Annotated in this window: 22 protein-coding genes; 9 read left to right on the forward strand and 13 right to left on the reverse strand. The window is 60.1% G+C overall.

Translation table 11 applies throughout. From position 1 onward, the window contains the following. Positions 1-295: 295 nt before the first annotated feature. Positions 296-2,134, forward strand: coding sequence for a dihydroxy-acid dehydratase (gene ilvD / locus LVY75_17340; protein ID XAZ24943.1), 1,839 nt, complete (start codon positions 296-298; stop codon positions 2,132-2,134). Between the two features lie 58 nt (positions 2,135-2,192). Here the strand turns inward: ilvD and LVY75_17345 are convergent, their stop codons facing one another. Beyond that, positions 2,193-2,597, reverse strand: coding sequence for a GFA family protein (locus LVY75_17345; GenBank protein XAZ24944.1), 405 nt, complete (start codon positions 2,595-2,597; stop codon positions 2,193-2,195). A 75-nt stretch (positions 2,598-2,672) separates the two neighbouring features. Here LVY75_17345 and LVY75_17350 point away from each other — a divergent pair, with 75 nt between their 5' ends. Next, the gene (locus tag LVY75_17350; GenBank protein XAZ24945.1) at positions 2,673-3,131 is read left to right on the forward strand and encodes a MarR family transcriptional regulator; all 459 of its coding nucleotides are present in this window, start codon (positions 2,673-2,675) and stop codon (positions 3,129-3,131) included. Between the two features lie 6 nt (positions 3,132-3,137). Here LVY75_17350 and LVY75_17355 read toward each other — a convergent pair whose 3' ends face one another. Next, positions 3,138-3,488: a hypothetical protein gene (locus LVY75_17355; GenBank protein XAZ24946.1), complete on the reverse strand. Its 351-nt coding sequence runs from the start codon at positions 3,486-3,488 to the stop codon at positions 3,138-3,140. A 279-nt stretch (positions 3,489-3,767) separates the two neighbouring features. Between LVY75_17355 and LVY75_17360 the strand changes: the two genes are divergently transcribed. Both LVY75_17360 and LVY75_17365 read left to right on the forward strand, forming a co-directional pair. Continuing rightward, complete coding sequence (locus LVY75_17360) at positions 3,768-5,168, forward strand: DegQ family serine endoprotease (protein ID XAZ24947.1); 1,401 nt, start codon at positions 3,768-3,770, stop codon at positions 5,166-5,168. Continuing rightward, a complete protein-coding gene (locus tag LVY75_17365; GenBank protein XAZ24948.1) occupies positions 5,165-6,481 on the forward strand; it encodes a replication-associated recombination protein A in 1,317 nt (438 codons plus the stop codon). The genes LVY75_17360 and LVY75_17365 overlap by 4 nt, the downstream gene beginning before the upstream one ends. A 34-nt stretch (positions 6,482-6,515) precedes the next feature. On the opposite strand, the gene LVY75_17370 is transcribed toward LVY75_17365, so the two are convergent. From LVY75_17370 to LVY75_17400, 7 genes are all read right to left on the reverse strand, one after another. Next, positions 6,516-6,818 carry a DUF1883 domain-containing protein gene (locus LVY75_17370; GenBank protein XAZ24949.1) on the reverse strand — a complete coding sequence of 101 codons (303 nt, stop codon included), beginning with the start codon at positions 6,816-6,818 and terminating at the stop codon, positions 6,516-6,518. A gap of 124 nt (positions 6,819-6,942) precedes the next feature. After that, complete coding sequence (locus tag LVY75_17375; protein ID XAZ24950.1) at positions 6,943-7,206, reverse strand: hypothetical protein; 264 nt, start codon at positions 7,204-7,206, stop codon at positions 6,943-6,945. Between the two features lie 23 nt (positions 7,207-7,229). Then, positions 7,230-7,415, reverse strand: a complete 186-nt coding sequence (locus LVY75_17380; GenBank protein ID XAZ24951.1) for a hypothetical protein — start codon at positions 7,413-7,415, stop codon at positions 7,230-7,232. 122 nt (positions 7,416-7,537) lie between these two features. Then, positions 7,538-8,458 carry a 4-hydroxy-tetrahydrodipicolinate synthase gene (gene dapA / locus LVY75_17385; protein XAZ24952.1) on the reverse strand — a complete coding sequence of 307 codons (921 nt, stop codon included), beginning with the start codon at positions 8,456-8,458 and terminating at the stop codon, positions 7,538-7,540. A 9-nt stretch (positions 8,459-8,467) separates the two neighbouring features. Further along, positions 8,468-8,614 carry a hypothetical protein gene (locus LVY75_17390; protein XAZ24953.1) on the reverse strand — a complete coding sequence of 49 codons (147 nt, stop codon included), beginning with the start codon at positions 8,612-8,614 and terminating at the stop codon, positions 8,468-8,470. 114 nt (positions 8,615-8,728) lie between these two features. Beyond that, entirely contained in the window at positions 8,729-9,733 is a 1,005-nt protein-coding gene (locus tag LVY75_17395; protein ID XAZ24954.1) for a 2-dehydropantoate 2-reductase, read from the reverse strand. Between the two features lie 154 nt (positions 9,734-9,887). Then, entirely contained in the window at positions 9,888-10,727 is an 840-nt protein-coding gene (locus LVY75_17400; protein ID XAZ24955.1) for an oxidoreductase, read from the reverse strand. A 124-nt stretch (positions 10,728-10,851) separates the two neighbouring features. Here LVY75_17400 and LVY75_17405 point away from each other — a divergent pair, with 124 nt between their 5' ends. Continuing rightward, complete coding sequence (locus LVY75_17405) at positions 10,852-11,739, forward strand: LysR family transcriptional regulator (GenBank protein XAZ24956.1); 888 nt, start codon at positions 10,852-10,854, stop codon at positions 11,737-11,739. Positions 11,740-11,840: 101 nt separating this feature from the next. On the opposite strand, the gene LVY75_17410 is transcribed toward LVY75_17405, so the two are convergent. Then, positions 11,841-12,263 (reverse strand): lipocalin-like domain-containing protein, encoded by a 423-nt coding sequence (locus LVY75_17410; GenBank protein ID XAZ24957.1) that lies wholly within the window; start codon positions 12,261-12,263, stop codon positions 11,841-11,843. Between the two features lie 319 nt (positions 12,264-12,582). Between LVY75_17410 and LVY75_17415 the strand changes: the two genes are divergently transcribed. After that, positions 12,583-13,512: an alpha/beta hydrolase gene (locus LVY75_17415; GenBank protein XAZ25746.1), complete on the forward strand. Its 930-nt coding sequence runs from the start codon at positions 12,583-12,585 to the stop codon at positions 13,510-13,512. Positions 13,513-13,542: 30 nt separating this feature from the next. Here the strand turns inward: LVY75_17415 and LVY75_17420 are convergent, their stop codons facing one another. Then, positions 13,543-14,148 (reverse strand): carboxymuconolactone decarboxylase family protein, encoded by a 606-nt coding sequence (locus LVY75_17420; protein XAZ24958.1) that lies wholly within the window; start codon positions 14,146-14,148, stop codon positions 13,543-13,545. 51 nt (positions 14,149-14,199) lie between these two features. Continuing rightward, entirely contained in the window at positions 14,200-14,664 is a 465-nt protein-coding gene (locus tag LVY75_17425; GenBank protein ID XAZ24959.1) for an NUDIX domain-containing protein, read from the reverse strand. Between the two features lie 117 nt (positions 14,665-14,781). Here LVY75_17425 and LVY75_17430 point away from each other — a divergent pair, with 117 nt between their 5' ends. Beyond that, positions 14,782-15,270, forward strand: coding sequence for a GAF domain-containing protein (locus tag LVY75_17430; GenBank protein XAZ24960.1), 489 nt, complete (start codon positions 14,782-14,784; stop codon positions 15,268-15,270). Positions 15,271-15,334: 64 nt separating this feature from the next. Here the strand turns inward: LVY75_17430 and LVY75_17435 are convergent, their stop codons facing one another. Next, positions 15,335-15,766: a hypothetical protein gene (locus tag LVY75_17435; protein ID XAZ24961.1), complete on the reverse strand. Its 432-nt coding sequence runs from the start codon at positions 15,764-15,766 to the stop codon at positions 15,335-15,337. Between the two features lie 192 nt (positions 15,767-15,958). On the opposite strand from LVY75_17435, the gene LVY75_17440 reads away from it, so the two are divergent. Together LVY75_17440 and LVY75_17445 are read left to right on the forward strand one after the other, a co-directional pair. After that, positions 15,959-16,150, forward strand: coding sequence for a hypothetical protein (locus tag LVY75_17440; GenBank protein XAZ24962.1), 192 nt, complete (start codon positions 15,959-15,961; stop codon positions 16,148-16,150). A 199-nt stretch (positions 16,151-16,349) separates the two neighbouring features. Further along, complete coding sequence (locus LVY75_17445) at positions 16,350-17,339, forward strand: aldo/keto reductase (GenBank protein XAZ24963.1); 990 nt, start codon at positions 16,350-16,352, stop codon at positions 17,337-17,339. The last annotated feature ends 131 nt before the right edge of the window (positions 17,340-17,470 follow it).

Consider the following 17,470-nt stretch of genomic DNA (forward strand, 5'->3'; position numbering starts at 1 on the left):
ACCCGTGAATCTTTAGACGCAGATAGCGCGCTTTGGATCAGTGTGTATGCCTTGAATCTTAGGGACGAAAAGCCAATTTTTTGTGTTCGTCCGTGATGGAATAGACGGTAACAAAAGTGCCTTGGCATCCGTATGTGCCTGATGGTGCAGCCCGTACCGCTTTGGGCATTCGCGGTAGTGACAGCTTGGGCCGATTGGATTAGGACAATTCCAAAAAGCAGCGACTGCCTGGCCTTCGCAAATCCCTTGCCGCCCAGCATCGCCAGACAATTCCTGGATATTGAGGAAGACACCGATGCCAGCTTATCGTTCCAGAACCACCACCCACGGCCGCAACATGGCGGGCGCGCGCGGCCTTTGGCGCGCCACGGGCATGAAGGATTCTGATTTCGGCAAGCCGATTATCGCTGTGGTCAACTCCTTCACGCAGTTCGTGCCCGGCCACGTGCACCTCAAGGATCTCGGCCAGCTGGTCGCCCGCGAAATCGAAGCGGCCGGCGGTGTGGCCAAGGAGTTTAACACAATTGCCGTCGATGACGGCATCGCCATGGGCCATGACGGGATGCTCTATTCGCTGCCCTCGCGCGAGTTGATCGCCGATAGCGTCGAATACATGGTCAATGCGCACTGTGCCGACGCCATGGTCTGCATCTCCAACTGCGATAAGATCACACCCGGCATGCTGATGGCTTCGCTGCGCCTCAACATACCCACGGTCTTCGTCTCCGGCGGCCCGATGGAAGCCGGCAAGGTCGTCCTGCATGGCAAGACCCATGCGCTCGACCTCGTTGACGCCATGGTCGCGGCTGCCGATGACAAGATTTCCGATGAAGACGTCAAGGTCATCGAGCGTTCGGCCTGTCCGACCTGCGGTTCATGCTCCGGCATGTTCACCGCAAACTCCATGAACTGCCTGACGGAAGCGCTCGGCCTTTCGCTGCCCGGCAACGGCTCGACGCTTGCAACGCATGCCGACCGCAAGCGCCTCTTCGTTGAAGCCGGCCACCTGATCGTCGATCTCGCTCGTCGTTATTACGAGCAGGAAGACGAGAAGGCCCTGCCGCGCGTGATTGCCTCCAAACAGGCTTTCGAGAATGCCATGGCGCTCGATATCGCCATGGGCGGCTCCACCAATACGGTTCTGCACATCCTCGCAGCCGCGCATGAAGGCGAGGTGGATTTTACCATGGCCGACATCGACGCGCTGTCGCGCCGCGTTCCCTGCCTTTCCAAGGTCGCGCCCGCCAAGTCTGATGTTCACATGGAAGATGTTCACCGCGCCGGCGGCATCATGTCGATCCTCGGTGAGCTCGAGAAGGGTGGCCTCCTCAATCGCGACTGCCCGACGGTTCATGCCGAGACGCTCGGCGATGCGATCGATCGTTGGGATATTACCCGCACCAACAGCGATACCGTCCGCAACTTCTACCGTGCCGCTCCCGGCGGCATACCGACACAGGTTGCCTTCAGCCAGGAAGCCCGCTGGGACGAACTCGATACCGACCGCGTAGGCGGAGTCATTCGTTCCGTGGAACATCCCTTCTCCAAAGATGGCGGCCTTGCTGTCCTCAAGGGCAATCTGGCGGTGGACGGCTGCATCGTGAAGACCGCAGGTGTCGATGAATCGATCCTGAAATTCTCTGGCCCGGCCCGCGTTTTCGAAAGCCAGGATGCTTCCGTCAAGGCGATCCTCGCCAATGAGGTCAAGGCCGGCGATGTCGTCGTGATCCGCTACGAGGGCCCCAAGGGCGGCCCCGGCATGCAGGAAATGCTCTATCCGACGAGCTATCTGAAGTCGAAGGGCCTCGGCAAGGCTTGTGCGCTGATCACCGACGGCCGGTTCTCCGGCGGCACCTCAGGTCTTTCGATCGGCCATGCTTCGCCGGAAGCGGCAAACGGCGGCACGATCGGCCTGGTGCGCGAAGGCGACATGATCGATATCGATATCCCGAACCGTACGATCAGCCTGCGTGTCGACGAGGCGGAACTTGCCGCCCGCCGCGCCGAGCAGGATCAGAAGGGCTGGCACCCGGCCGAGCCGCGCAAGCGCAACGTCTCGACCGCGCTCAAGGCCTATGCGGCCTTCGCAACCAGCGCCGACCGCGGCGCCGTTCGCGATCTGAACGCGCGATAATCCGGCTTTTCGCAGATTAGTTGGAGCAGCTGATTAAGAGTCAGCTGCTCTTTCTTTTTCAGAGATGTCTCGTCTCGGCCGGAACGGTCCACCAGCTGTTGTTCCTGCCGTCGAAATATTGCACCGGCGCCTCCACAAGCTCGGCGGGATCGAGATCGTCAAGGCAGGCAAGATTGATCGAGACATAGGCGCCGCCCATTGCCTCGATGTAACCGTCGCCATATGCAGGCACCCCGCAATTGGCGCAGAAGCGATGATGGCCCGAGAAGGTTCCGAACTGGTAATCGCTGATGCCTGTCTCCTCGCACAAGAGGCGGAAATCCTCTGGCTTGATGTTCGTGCCCCAGTAGCGGAGCTTCCAGCAGATCGAGCAATTGCACTTTCCCGTCCCGGCCTGAATGTCGATATCGGCCTCGTAGCGGATCCGGCCGCAATGGCAGCTTCCGTGATAGGTCTTCTTCATGTGCTCCTCCTTGCGCATAGCCATGCGATATGACAACATATTGTCATTATCAACGAATGACAATATGTTGTCAACATGATCAAGAAACGAACGCCTGAAGGCGATGCTTTTGCCGCTCTTTCCATCGCCGTGATCCGGCTCTCGGCCCACTTGCAGACGGAAGGCGATGCGCTTGCCAGGCCCGCGGGGCAGACCAGCGCGCGCTGGCAGGTGCTCGCCGCGGCCGACCATGCGCCCATGTCGGTTGCAGATGCTGCGCGTGCGCTTGGCCTCGCACGTCAGGGTGTGCAGCGTATCGCCGATCTCCTGGAAGGCGAGGGGCTGATTGCCTATCGCGTCAATCCCGTGCACCAGCGCGCCAAACTCATGGAACTGACGGAGGCGGGCAAGAGCGCTCTTGCTGATATCGCAGCGCGACAGACGGTCTGGGCGAACGAACATGGGTTCAACTACGGCGAGGACCGGCTTCACCAGGCAGCCGGTCTCATCAACGAAATGATCGCCGAGTTCCAGAGCGGAAGAGATCAGGGCTGAACATCCTCAGAGCGGGCGATTGATGTTCTTGTAGGTCTCGCCGAGCTGCTTCAACCGATCCTGATAGGCCGCGCCAATGCAGGCGGCATCCGCGCCACAGGCCTGCCGCTTCTTGAGCCATGCGGTCTGCTCATCCTGCAGCGTACCGCGCGCACCCATGGCCAGCAGACCCGACAGCAGCTCGAAAGTCGTCACCATCTTCACATCGGCATCGTTGAGCGACCGGTCCTCACAGATCACCTTCTCATCCGGCAGCAACTCCTTCGCATCGCAGTTGAAGCTTGCCGCCCGTGCGCCATTCGGTGCCAGGGCGAAGAGGGTGGCGCAGATGGCAGCGGATAGGATGGTGGTCTTCATAGTCACTCCAATTGTAAGGGCACTCTGTTTCGGCCTAACGGCAAAGATGATGCAACTCCGTCTTACGGCAAGGATCGAACCCATCGGCCTGCTTCCAAGCTGATGTCCCTGATCGGTGACTGCGTCCTGCATTTGAGCTTAGATATCAGTAACCTGCTTGATTTTGCTGATTCAAATTCCCAAATCCGCGATGCCTCTACCTTCCATGCTTCCGCCCCCTTTCCTTTCTAGCGTCGGGCGCTACAACATTTTTCGTAAGAGCATTTCAAAAGGATTCCCATGCAAGGCCTGTCCAAGCACGCCTCCGTTTCGCTTCTGGCACTAACGCTCCTGCTGCCCGCCTACGCACAGGCGCAGACCAAGACAGTGCCGGAAAGCCAGATGCAGATGCAGCTTTCTTTCGCGCCGCTGGTCAAGCAGACCTCGGGCGCTGTCGTGAATGTCTATGCTGAAAAGACTGTTCAGCGGCAGTCGCCCTTTGCCGGCGATCCCTTTTTCGAGCAGTTCTTCGGTCAGCAGATGCCGAACCGCTCCGAAAAGCAGTCTTCGCTCGGCTCCGGCGTCATCGTCGAGGCGAACGGGACCGTCGTGACGAACAATCATGTCGTCGAGGGTGCCGACGACATCAAGGTGGCGCTGTCGGACGGTCGCGAATTCCCCTGCAAGGTCGTTCTGCGTGACGACCGCCTCGATCTCGCGGTCTTGAAGATCGATAGCAAGGCGGATTTCCCGACACTGCCGATCGGCAATTCCGATGCAGTGGAAGTCGGCGATCTCGTGCTGGCGATCGGCAATCCTTTCGGCGTCGGCCAGACCGTCACCAGCGGTATCGTTTCGGCACTTGCCCGCAACCAGGTGGTCAAGAACGAGTTCGGTTTCTTCATCCAGACAGATGCGTCGATCAATCCCGGCAATTCCGGCGGCGCGCTGATGAACATGAAAGGCGAACTGATCGGCATTAACACCGCGATCTTTTCCCGCGGCGGCGGATCGAACGGTATCGGCTTTGCCATCCCCGCCAATCTGGTCAAGGTTTTTCTCACCTCTGCCGATTCAGGCGTCAAGTCCTTCGAGCGGCCCTATATCGGCGCTACCTTCGATCCGGTGACCTCTGAGGTCGCAGACGCGCTCGGCCTCGACAAGGCACGCGGCGCGCTGATCGCCAAGGTCACTGCGGATAGCCCGGCAGCCAAGTCCGGCCTCAAGGCGGGCGAGGTCATCACTGCAGTCGATGGCGTCTCGGTGGAGCATCCGGATGCACTTCTTTATCGATTGACGACAGCTGGCCTCGGCAAGTCGGTCAACCTGACGGTCATGGAAAACGGGCGTGAGCAGCAGATAGTGCTTGCACTTGCCCGTGCGCCGGAAACCCAGCCCCGCGATCAGCGCACGATCGGCGGACATACGCCCTTTACCGGCGCAGTCGTGGAAAACCTTTCGCCGCGCGTGGCCGATGAACTGAGGATGCCGCTCGATTCGACGGGTGTGGTCATCTCCGACGTCGAGGGCGGTTCTCCCGCTTCCCGGCTCGGCTTCGAGCCGAAGGATATCGTCGTGTCCATCAATGGGGCCGAAGTCAAAACCAGCCGTGACCTGCAGGAGATCGCCGATTCCGATCCCAGCCTCTGGCGGGTCGAGATCGAACGCGATGGTCAGCGCATCAGGCAGTTCTTCCGATGAGTGATGACCTCTTCGCGCCGCGTGTTCCGGAAGAGGTCGCCAGCCGGCGGCCGCTTGCCGATCGTCTGCGGCCGAAGACGCTTGGCGAAGTCACCGGTCAGGAACATCTGACCGGTGAGGATGGCGTTCTGCGCCGCATGATCGAGAGCGGCTCTCTCGGCTCCATGATCTTCTGGGGGCCACCCGGTACGGGCAAGACGACAGTCGCGAGGCTGCTGTCAGGCGAGGCGGGCCTGGCCTTCGAACAGATATCGGCAATTTTCTCCGGTGTCGCCGATCTGAAGAAGGTTTTTGAAGCAGCCCGTATGCGCCGCATGGACGGCCGCCAGACGCTGCTTTTCGTCGACGAGATCCATCGCTTCAACCGCGCCCAGCAGGATAGTTTCCTGCCGGTCATGGAGGATGGCACGGTCATTCTCGTTGGCGCCACGACGGAAAACCCGTCCTTCGAACTCAACGCCGCTCTCTTGTCGCGCGCCCGCGTACTAACCTTCAAGTCGCATGATGAAGACAGCCTCGAGGAACTGCTGAAACGCGCCGAGACGGTCGAGAGCAGGCCGTTGCCGCTGACCGAGGATGCGCGCGCCAGCCTGATCCGCATGGCCGATGGCGACGGCCGGGCGGTTCTGACGCTGGCTGAGGAAGTCTGGCGCGCCGCCCGCGAGGGCGAGATTTTCGATACCGAGGGGTTGACGCGCATCGTCCAGCGCCGAGCCCCGGTCTATGACAAGGCGCAGGACGGTCATTACAATCTGATCTCGGCGCTTCACAAGTCGGTCCGCGGCTCCGACCCTGACGCCGCGCTCTATTATCTCGCCCGCATGTTCGATGCCGGCGAGGATCCGCTCTATCTCGGACGGCGGCTGGTGCGCATGGCTGTGGAGGATATCGGGCTTGCCGATCCGCAGGCCCTGGTCATTTGCAACGCCGCCAAGGATGCCTATGACTATCTCGGTTCGCCGGAAGGCGAGCTGGCGTTTGCGCAAGCCTGCGTTTATCTTGCGACCGCCCCGAAATCCAATGCCGTCTATACCGCCTTCAAGGCAGCGACGATCGCCGCCAAGCAGAACGGCTCGCTGCTGCCGCCGAAGCATATCCTCAACGCGCCGACGAAGCTGATGAAGGGTGAGGGATATGGCGAAGGCTACCGCTACGATCACGATGAGCCGGATGCCTTTTCAGGTCAGGATTATTTTCCCGAAAAGATGGGTCGCCAGACTTTTTACGATCCGCCGGAACGCGGTTTCGAACGCGAGATTCGCAAACGGCTGGATTGGTGGGCAAAACTTCGCAAGGAGCGCAATCCGCGCTGAAAACGGGCCGCGCTGAAATTGGGCTGCGCTAAAATCAGGCGCGCTTCTGTGCTGCTGGAGCAGCGATCAGCTTGACGGAAGAATCCGCCAGCCCATGATGGCCTTCCATGTCGACAACGATATGCCAGTGGCCGTTTTCGGGGATGGCGAGCCTGACCGGTGACTTGCGCGCGACGCCGCCGATATATTTGAAATCGAGCACTTCGGTGAACCGCTGAAAATTAGGAGCCGTCATCAGCCGCACATTGTTCACGGCGCTCAGTGACACCTCGACAATCGTTCCGGCGCGCTGTTCCTTGATATCGTAATGGGTGAAGCGGAAGTTCGGTTTCGGCATCGGTCTCGCGGCATATGTAGTCTCTGCAAGCGGGACTCTATCAGGCTGGCGGTTAAGGAAAAGTTGGAAATCCTCGGCCTGTTGCCGTTCCTGCTGTTTCAAAATGGCAGGAACGGCACAGTATTCAGTGGATGTTGCCGGTGCTGCGCGCAACAGGTGCAAAATCGAGCACGATGCCCGTTGCCGCACGGCAGATCTCATCCGGATTGTGGTTGCATTCTTCCGCCGCGAAATGGAGGGCTGCAGCTTCATTGATGAAGAGACCGCCTACCAGTCCCTCGCGATCCTGGACGATCCAGCGGCCGCCCTTGTCGCGACCGACGGTGAAGCGGGCGGGGCGGATTGTGACGGGAGCCGGAATCTGCCGGCGTTGCTGTGCATTTGCCATGGTCGTGATCCTCTGTCCGGCGCTTACTGGGAAATCAGTTGGAAGCTCATCTGCACGAGCCCGGCGAAAGCCATGACGGCGCCGAGCCGCGGTGCAACGGCGACCAGGCCGGCAAACAGCGGATGAGAGGGATCAGCCGAAACTGCACAGGCGCTTTCGCCACGTTGCAGCGGGTCAGTCTTGGCAGGCGTATCGGTCAGGCGTGACATCGTTTGTCCTTTCGAAGTCTAACTCAACCGCCGTAAGATGGCTGCGGCGGTGTCACGATCATCAAGATAGATGCGGGCGGATAGGGTTTCCATTTGGCGCCGCAAGCAAAAACATTAAAATCTCATAGGGATAGCGCGATGCGCGGGGTGCCGCCACCGACAAAGGGAGAAAGCGCCGATACGATCGCAAAGCGGCTTTCCGCGTCGGCCGGTACGAGTGGCAGGCGAAGATCGGCCTCCGCGCCGCGCAGCACCTGCAGCGCGTATTTCAGCAGGGCAGGATCACTCTCCGACCCAAGCGCCGTCAGCAGAGGATGCAGCCTGTCGCTGAGCGCAAGTGCAGCGGAGATATAGCTCCCATAAGCCGCCTGCTGCAGCGAGGTGACGAGGCGCGGGAGGATATTGGCAGCCGCCGATACGATGCCGTCACCACCAGCAAGATGAAATGAAAGCGCCGTGCCGTCATGACCGGACAGGAAGCGGAACCGATGTCGCAGTGCCGGTGGCAGGTTGGCGAAGCGGGCGATATCCCCGGTCGCATCGACGATGGCGACAATCGCATCGAGCTCGGCCAATCGCCCCAGCGTTTCCACCGTCAGATCACTCGCAGTGCGTGATGGTGCATTCTCGACCAGAATTGGCAGATTGCTTGCAGCGGCGATTTGCTGGAAATGATGGAGAATGCCCTTTTGCCCCGGCTTGGAATAATAGGGCACGGTGACAAGCACGGCGCGCGCGCCGCATTCTTCCGCATCGCGTATCAGGGCGATCGTGCCTTCGGTGCAATTGGTACCGGCCGCGGCGATCACCGGAATACGGTCCGCCGCGGCCCGGACGCAGATGTCGAGCACCATGCGGCGTTCCTGCGGTGAGAGGCTGAGCCCTTCACCCGCCGCCGTGCAAAGAGCGAGTCCATCGACGCCGCTCAGCACCTGCCATTCAACGAGAGCTTCCAGTGCCGCCCCGTCGACCTCGCCGTTGTGGAACGGCGTAACGAGCGCGGTGATCGCGCCGCCCGGGCGCAGTCTTCCGGTATTGTTCATGATAAGGCCTCAGAGCGAGCCGAGGATGACGTAGAGTTCCACGCAGGCGAGCACGATGCCGAAGATCATCAGCGCCTGCGCCGTGCGCTTCTCACGCATTTGCCGATTGCCGCGTGTGATGCGATGCGGGCGAAGCGGCAGATATTGAGGGGACATGACGTCTCGCATGGCGGTAACCTTTGCTGTTGTGGCAAAGGCTACTGCCGCCTCCGATAGGAAATCCATTCGGAGTGGAAATCGAAGATATAGGAATCACATAAAGATGCGACGTCAGCCGCCGCGCTGGTTTTCCTTGTCGAGCTGCGTCACCAGCGCCAATACGACCTCCGAGACGGGGGTCGGCACGTTGGCTGTACGCCCGAGTGCCACGACCATACCGACGAGCGGCACGATTTCCAGCGCCTTGCCGGCGAGAAGATCCTGCAGCATCGAGGTGCGCACCGGGCCGATGTGACGCGATTGCTGGAGCCTTTCCTCGATGCTGATGCTGAATTTTGCGCCAAGCGCGCTGCCGACCGCGCGCACTTCGTTCATGATCTTGCCGACCATCTCGAACAGCGCGGGATCGGCCATGATGTCGGTCATCAAAGCTCGCGTCAGTGCGCTGATCGGGTTGAACGCCGCATTGCCCGTCAGCTTGTTCCAGATCTCGTCGCGAATGCGCTGTGTGGTCGAGACATTGAGGTCGGCCCCGGCAAGGAGGCCGGCAACGGATTCGAGATCGGCCGACATTTCGCCGGAGGGTTCGCCGAGCACGAAACGGCCTTTATTGGACAGGCGGATCTCGCCTGGATTGACGACTTCCGCCCCTTGCATAGCCACGCAGCCGATCACTCGTTCCGGGCCGATCAGGCGCCACAGTTTCCCGCCGGGATCCAGTTCGTCGAACTGCAGCTCGGCATGGCCGCTTTGCGTATCGCGATGAAAATACCACCAGGGAATCCCGTTCAGCACCATGACAACGCGGGTATTGCCCTTCAGCAGCGTGGCCATGCCCTCGGCCGCCGGTCCCAGCTGATGGCCCTTGAGGCCGGTGATGATGAGATCCTGCGGTGGGAGTGTGGTCGGATCGTCGGTTGCTGTGAGCCGCACGTTGAGCGGTTTGTCCGAATCCGCTTCATGCAGGGAAAGACCATTCTTCCGGATCGCTTCCAGGTGCGCGCCACGGGCAACGACGGAGACGGCCGCATTGTCGCCGAGCCGGCTTGCGAGCTTGACGGCGATCGCGCCTCCAAGAGCGCCTGCTCCGTAAATACAGATCGATGTGCTCGCCATTCCTGTCTCTTCCTGTTGGTGATGACGCGTAGACATAGGCCATCGAAGTGGCAGGACGAATGAAAATCTTGACCTTTCGAACGCTCTTCACGCGGAAATGAAAACAAGCGCGCCGACAGGCACGCTTGTTGTTGTCGTGAAAGGCCAGACCGTCTTAGGCCGTCTGTTCGAAGTCCGTGGAGACCGCGAGCTGACGCCACTGAGCCAGTTCCTTCTCCACGCTGGCATGTTCCTCTTCGATCTTGGCGACCGTATCGCTGCCGAAAGGCATGCGCAGCGGCGGGTTGGCGGTGTTCACCAATTCGATAATGCCGGCGGTTAGCTTGGCGGGGTCGCCCGGTTGAGCGTGGTTGGCGCTCGCCGCAAAGTCGCGCATGTTGCCAGCCGGCGTGCCGACATAATCGGGGATGGAAGCCGGGCTGATCGCCAGCGAGTTGTCATGCAGGAAGTCCGTGCGGAAGAAGCCGGGCTCGATGATCGTGACCTTGATGCCGAACGGTTCGACTTCGGTCGCCAGCGATTCCGACAGGCCTTCGACGGCGAACTTCGTCGAGCCGTACACGCCCCAGCCAGGAAAGCCGTAATAGCCGCCAATCGAGGAGAAGTTCAGGATATGGCCCGAGCGCTGGCGCCGCATATAGGGCAACACGGCGCGGGTAACCTTCAGGAGGCCGAAGACGTTGGTGGCGTAGATCCGCTCGATTTCCTCTGCCGTTGCTTCCTCGACGGCGCCGAGCAGGCCGTAACCGGCATTGTTGGCGAGGATGTCGATGCGGCCGAAGCGGGCAACGGCAATAGCGGCGGCCTCTTTGGCCTGGCCTTCATTGGTGACGTCGAGAGCGACGGCAAGCAGGTTCGGATGATCGCCGAACTGTTCGGTGATGGTCTTCGGGTTGCGGGCGGTGGCAACGACAGCGTCGCCGGCAGCAAGAGCGTCCTTGGTCATCAGCGCGCCGAAACCACGCGATGCACCTGTGATAAACCAGACTTTCATGGCAATTCCCTTTCCTTGAGACTGTTCGTTCAGCAGTGCGCTGCTGACGGAGGGGAATTTGACGCAAATCCGGCTCATGTATAAGATTTGTTATTTGAGAGACTATGATGAGTGATATTCATTAATGAGAGCGACCGAACTTTCCGAAATGGCTGCCTTTGCCGCTGTCGCCAGGCACAAGAGTTTCCGCAAGGCGGGAGAGGAGAGGGGTGTCACCGCCTCTGCGATCAGCCACGCTGTCCTCAACCTGGAGGACCGCATCGGCATCCGGTTGCTGAACCGCACGACCCGCAGCGTCTCGCTGACGGAGGCCGGCGAACTGCTTCGCTCCCATCTCGATCCGGCCTTCGGCGAGATCAATTCCGCACTCGATGCGCTGAACCGTTTCCGCGATACCCCTTTCGGTCGCGTTCGTATCAATGTCGGCAATTCCATTGCGCCCTTCGTCGTCGGCCAGGTCATCGGGCCGCTCCTGATGAAGAATCCCAATCTGCAGCTCGAGATCGCGGCGACTGATCGGCTGGTGGATATTGTCGAGGAAGGCTTCGATGCCGGCATTCGTTTCGGCGAGCGTGTGACGGAAGGCATGATCGCCGTGCGCATCAAGCCGCGCATGCGCCTCGTGGTGGTCGGCTCCCCCGCCTATTTCGAAACACGGCAGAAGCCTGAGACGCCGCATGATCTGAAGCGCCATATCTGCATCCAGAACATGTTCCCCTCGGGCGCGCGTTACCCCTGGGACTTTGAAAGGGACGGCCAGGCCATCACTTTCCACCCGACCGGTCCGCTCTCGCTCGACGACCACGAATTGATGACAGCGGCTGCCTTGAGCGGCGTGGCGCTAGCCTACGTCTGGGAGGGCAGGGTGGCGCCGCTGATTGCAAGCGGCAAGCTTATCCAGGTACTCGACGAATGGTGCCAGCCGGAGGAGCCGCTTTATCTCTACTATCCCAGCCGGCGGCATATTTCGGCGGGTTTCCGGACGGTGATCGACGCGATCCGCGGCGACTAAGGCAAATCGCGCAAAAGTGTGCCGTGGTTTTGTGCCAACCACGTGTGTGGATACGAGGATCCAAAGCGTCGGAAGCGAAACTGCCGCGACATGCTTGGTGGTCAGAGTTTGGAGAATTCCAATCGGTAGACAACATCCTCTCCCGTGACAGGATCGGTGCCGGGTGCATCGCTGATGACGAGTATGTCGCCCTCCATATGGACAGGGCGGATAAGGGGCCGCTCCCATGTCGGATTCCAGGCGGCCTCCACGTGATGGATCACCTTGTCACCCTCCAGGGAATATTCGGCGGTATAGGCCAGCATCGTATCAAAGAGTGCGGCCTTTTCACTGTCGTTGGGCGCTTTGCCGTTGGGTTTCGGCCTGCGCCGGTTGGTAACGAAGGCCATCATCCGGCCGTCTGCGTGATAGGCGATATATCCGATGGGATCGGCACCCATGGCGTCGCTCACCTTCCCCGTCGCAACGACGGTTCGTGTCCACGAGATCATGCGCCACGTTCCGATAAGGGCGGCTCTATCCATGATTATCCCCTCCTTAAAGTAGTCTAGCACAACTAGAAATGCAGGCTATGAATCCCGAGCCTTTCCTGGTCACAATGTTCCAATCAGAGCAGGAAAAGCTTCCAGTGATCAGTCAAAACTCCCTTTTGACTCTCGGTGGCGAAGTGGTGAAGATGCGCCGCACGAAGGAAGAGCAGCGCCGGAGGGGCGAATGAGAAAGCCGGTTTTTTCCGCTGGCAATTGGTGGAAAGTGGAGTGTCGTCGAACAATGCTGTCGGCCTTTACGGCTGCGGTTCTAATTGCCTTTCCAGTGGCCGCGCAGGAAAAGTCGACGCGGGACATGCCGGCACAGACGCCTGCCTCGCATGAACAGGTCGAAAAACTGGTGTCTCGCTGGCAGGAGCATTTCAAGGGCGCCGTGAGTCTGCGTGACCGGCGCACCGCTTTTCGCGATTTCATGGAATCGCTGCCGGAGCCGACGCGCATCCAGATCCGGCATGTCGACGCCGATGGGGTCGATGCCGAACTTATCTGGCCGGCGCGCCTTCATCACCCGGTCGGCCGGCGCGTGATCCTTTTCATCCATGGGGGCGGCTTCTACGGTGGCTCCATCCGTAGCCACAGCCTGCTTGCAGGCTCGCTTGCCAAGGCTGCGTCAAGCGATGTGCTGCTTATCGATTACCGCCTGGCGCCGGAATATGGCTATCCAGCACAGGTCAATGACGCACTCACCGCCTATCGCTATCTGCTCGAAAGCGGCTACAGCAACGGAAATATCGTGGTGATGGGCGATGGCGCCGGCGGCAATCTCGCGCTCGAGGCCGTGCTGCGGCAGATGCGTTCCCGCCAGCCGCTGCCGGCAGGCGTCGTGGCACTCAGCCCCATCACCGATCTGTCCGCCTCAGGTGCATCGGTCACAGCGAACGCCACCAACGATCCCATGCTGGACAAGCATGCGCTGGATGCGCTGCGCAAGGCCTATCTCGGCAACAATTCTCCGACCGATCCCGACATTTCTCCGCTTTATGCCAATCTCACCGGTTTTCCGCCCTTGCTGCTGCAGGTCGGCTCCGGCGAGCTGCTGCTCGATGATACGCTGCGGCTGGCCGACAAGGCGCAAAAGGCCGGCGTCGACGTGACGGCCGAGGTCTGGCCGGGAATGCCGCATCATTGGCAGCTTTTCCCTTCGGTGCTCGATGATGCCGACAAGGCCGGCCAGAGGATCGCCGAATTCGCGATTATGCATTTTGCAGACCCGCCCGCACAGTAAGGCCAATCCAGAACGGCGCGATCTGAGCTTCTACGAGTGGTTCGAATTCAGCCCTTCTATCGGCCGGCCGATGGCGAGATTCTGACGGAGTTTGGGATCGAGCCGCTCGGCATAGGCATGATCGGGTGCTGCACCCAGCGCATCCAGCATCTTGGAGAAGAAGCAGCGTGCTGATGCTGCTGCGGTGACATCGAAGATCTCCGTGTCGCTTAGCCCGTGCCGCTTCAGGCCATCGATGTCCTGCTGCGTCACCGAGGTCGCATCGCGCGCCACCTTGGCGGCAAAATCCATGATTGCCCGCTCGACTGCATCGATGGGCGCTTTTTCGCTGCCGCCGGCGACTGCCGAAAGGCTGTCGTTGGTGAAGCCGTCGCGCAGCAGCACCGAACCATGCGCAAGCATGCAGTAGGACGATTTGAGTTCCCTGGCCGCCGCCAGCGTCACCAGCTCATAACGCCGCTGGCTCATATGGCCGCGAATGCTGGCAAGCAGCGTCCCCCAGTGCTCCATCACCTCTGGCCGGTGTCCGAAGGCCCGGTACATGTTCGGCAGATAGCCGTAGCTGGCTTCTGCCGAGGCGTACATCGAAGCCGTCTTCTCGCTGGCGGATGCATCGGGGGTATGAATGAAAGCCATGGCACGATCCTCCCTTGATCCATTGGGAGAATAGAGCGGCATCCTGCGACATCAATCTGCCGGCCGACCGCTTCTGCAAGACGGATGCCTGACACCTTGCCCGGTCGTCTGGTTCTGCCGTTGGCGGTAGAATGGTAGAATATGGTGTTCCGTCAGCGGCGCCATATTGATCCCGCCCGCTTCCGACGGCGATATCCAGCGGACCTCCTCGATCTCCGCCGTTGCTTTGATATCATCATCCTTCACATGCAGCACGAAGACCTCGGCGACGACGAGATGATCCGGCTCGTTGGCCGCCGGCGCCTGAAATTGGCCCAGGAATTCGAGTTCGGCAGCCGTTGCGGTGACGCCGATTTCTTCCGACAGCTCTCGAGACAGTGCCTGCTCCGGCGTCTCTCCCGGCTCGATCTTGCCGCCCGGCTGCATGAAGGCCGCCGTGCCACGCTTGCGCACCAGAAGCGTGTCGCCGTTGCTCCGCAACAGCAGTGCGGCCGATATTCTGATCGTCTTCATCATGTGGAAATCTGACCGGATTCGCTGCCGCGATTCAACTGCCATATCCTCATCGGCCGTTTGTCAAAACCCGCCTGACCACCTATATCAGCGGCTCAGAGACAGGAAGTGGATGTAACAATGTTTCAGGCGGCGTCGATCGAAGTGGAAAACAAGGCCGAGTTCTACCGCGAGCTTGCCCAGCAGCTGCAGGGACTGCTCGAAGGCGAGCCGGACATGATCGCCAACGCCGCCAACACGTCGGCCCTGATGTACCAGATGATGCCCGATCTCAACTGGGCGGGCTTCTATTTGCTTAAGGATCAGGAGCTCGTCCTTGGACCGTTCCAGGGCAAGCCGGCCTGTGTGCGCATCCCTGTCGGCCGTGGCGTATGCGGCACGGCAGTCAAGGAGCGCGCCTCGATCCTCGTGGCAGATGTCCATGCATTTCCTGGCCATATCGCCTGCGACGCTGCATCCCGATCCGAACTCGTCGTCCCGATCCGAAATGGCGAAGAGATCGTCGGCGTTATCGATCTGGACAGCCCGCTTCCCGCCCGCTTCGATGCCGACGACCAGGCCGGGATCGAACGTCTGGCCGAAATCTTCGCTGGGGCAACCCGTTTCTGAGGGCGGCGGCGTGGCGGCGATCCGTCGCTACGCTTAAACTGTCAGCGAAGCCAATAGCGACGGATTAATCGAGCGCCGGGAACGCGAAACGTCCGGCAAGCATAGCCAGAGGCAAGATCGCAGCCGAGAAAAGCAGCACGATATTGTGCCAGCGCGAGTACCACGGAAAAGCAATGTCGCTCGGGAGCGAGTACGCTACACGATAGCCGAGGATCGCGCCGAACGAATGCCAGGCAAGCACAATAAGCGAGCCGTAAGCGCCCGGGATCGAAAGCGTGATAAAGAGCCGGATCAAACCGGCCGTAACCGAAACCCCACCGACGAAATAGGCGATCGCCATCAGGCCGCGTCCGAGATAGGCCATCACGACGTCAGGACCGAACAGCAAACCGATAACGGCGGCGCAAACGGGGCGGCGCACACGGAATGCTTCGAAAACCTGCATGAAAATCCCGGCTTCAGAGGCTGACTTGTAGCAAGTTGTATCCGATGCCATGAAAAACGCCAGCCGCCTCCTTGCCGCGGCCAGAGGATGAAAGTCGGATGGTCGATCGCAGCAGCCTGCGCAAATGACGAAATCTTGATCGGCGGCGGCGTTCTCGGAAAGCCGGACTGGCCTATTTCCTTAGCCGACACCGACATGCACTGCGTCCGGTGTCACCGATTATCGGTTTGGGGGTAGATCAAAATGTCCCAATTTCGAAAACTGCTGATCATAGGATCAGCTGTCATCGTGGCGGTCATTACTTCGTCCTGTGCGACAAGCTCGGATAGTTCGATACAGACCGGCTCTGTTGGCTATGGATCGCAAAGCACCGACTTTGGGCTCCGGCCGGCCTGCCTCGGCGGATTTGGCAACGATCGCCCTTGCAGTTACTAGCGTGAGGCGCGGTTCTGCTCCGCAGGCCCGAACAGGGTACGGACAAAAGTGATGCAATAGGACGCAGGACTTTGTGACTGCGAGGCCTCGCATATTATTGACAATAAGATAGGTTACGCACAATCAGCCATTGCCTGATTTTACGAAGCCGACCTCAATTTTGGGGGCGGTAGATTTTATAAGTTTTGGGAGATATGTGATGGAATATCGTCGTTTGGGAAAGTCGGGTCTGAAAGTGAGCGAGTTCTCCTTCGGATCGTGGGTCACTTTCGGCAAGCAGGTCAACGGCGGCGACGCTGTCGATCTCATGAAGCTCGCCTACGACAGCGGGATCAATTTCTTCGATAATGCCGAGGGTTACGAGAGCGGCAAATCCGAAATCGTCATGGGCGAGGCGCTGAAATCGCTCGCCTGGAGTCGCGACAGTTATGTCGTCTCGAGCAAGGTCTTCTGGGGTGGTCAGAAGCCGACGCAGCGCGGCTTGTCGCGCAAGCATGTGACGGACGCCTGCCACGCGGCGCTCAAGCGGCTTCAGGTCGACTATCTCGACCTCTACTTCTGCCACCGCCCGGATATTGACACTCCGATCGAAGAAACGGTCCGCGCGATGCACGATCTCGTTGCCCAGGGCAAGGTGCTCTACTGGGGAACGTCGGAATGGTCTGCCCAGCAACTGACGGAAGCCTACGCTGTCGCCCGTGACCTGCGCATCACACCGCCGACTATGGAGCAGCCGCAGTACAACATCTTCGAACGTCAGAAGGTCGAAGCAGATTACCTTCCGCTCTACGACCTGATTGGCCTCGGCACCACCATCTGGTCACCGCTCGCTTCCGGCGTTCTGACAGGAAAATACAATGACGGCGTACCGGCCGACAGCCGCATGAACCTGCCGGGCTACGAATGGCTGAAGGAAAAATGGTCCACCGACGCTGGTCGCGCCCAGCTGGAACAGGTGCGTCAGCTTGCCAGGCTTTCGAACGAGATCGGGCTGTCGATCACCCATCTCGCCCTTCTTTGGTGCCTCGCCAACAAGAACGTCTCGACCGTCATCCTCGGCGCCTCGCGCGCAAGCCAGCTGCAGGACAATCTCGCGGCCCTCTCGCACAAGAGCAAGCTGACGTCTGACGTGCTGGAGCGGATCGACAGCATTGTCGGAAACAAACCGGAAGCACCGCGTCGCTTCTAGGCAGGGCCAAAGCCGGATCGGCTCTCTTTGCCCTTGAGTTTATTCCAGTATGAAATGGCCGGACCTTTTTGGTTCGGCCATTTCATTTTACTGAGCTTCATTGACCGCTCATCGGAGCGGCGAGCCGATCG

It is taken from the genome of Sinorhizobium sp. B11 (genome assembly GCA_039725955.1).
In the GTDB taxonomy this organism is placed as follows: Bacteria; Pseudomonadota; Alphaproteobacteria; order Rhizobiales; family Rhizobiaceae; genus Rhizobium.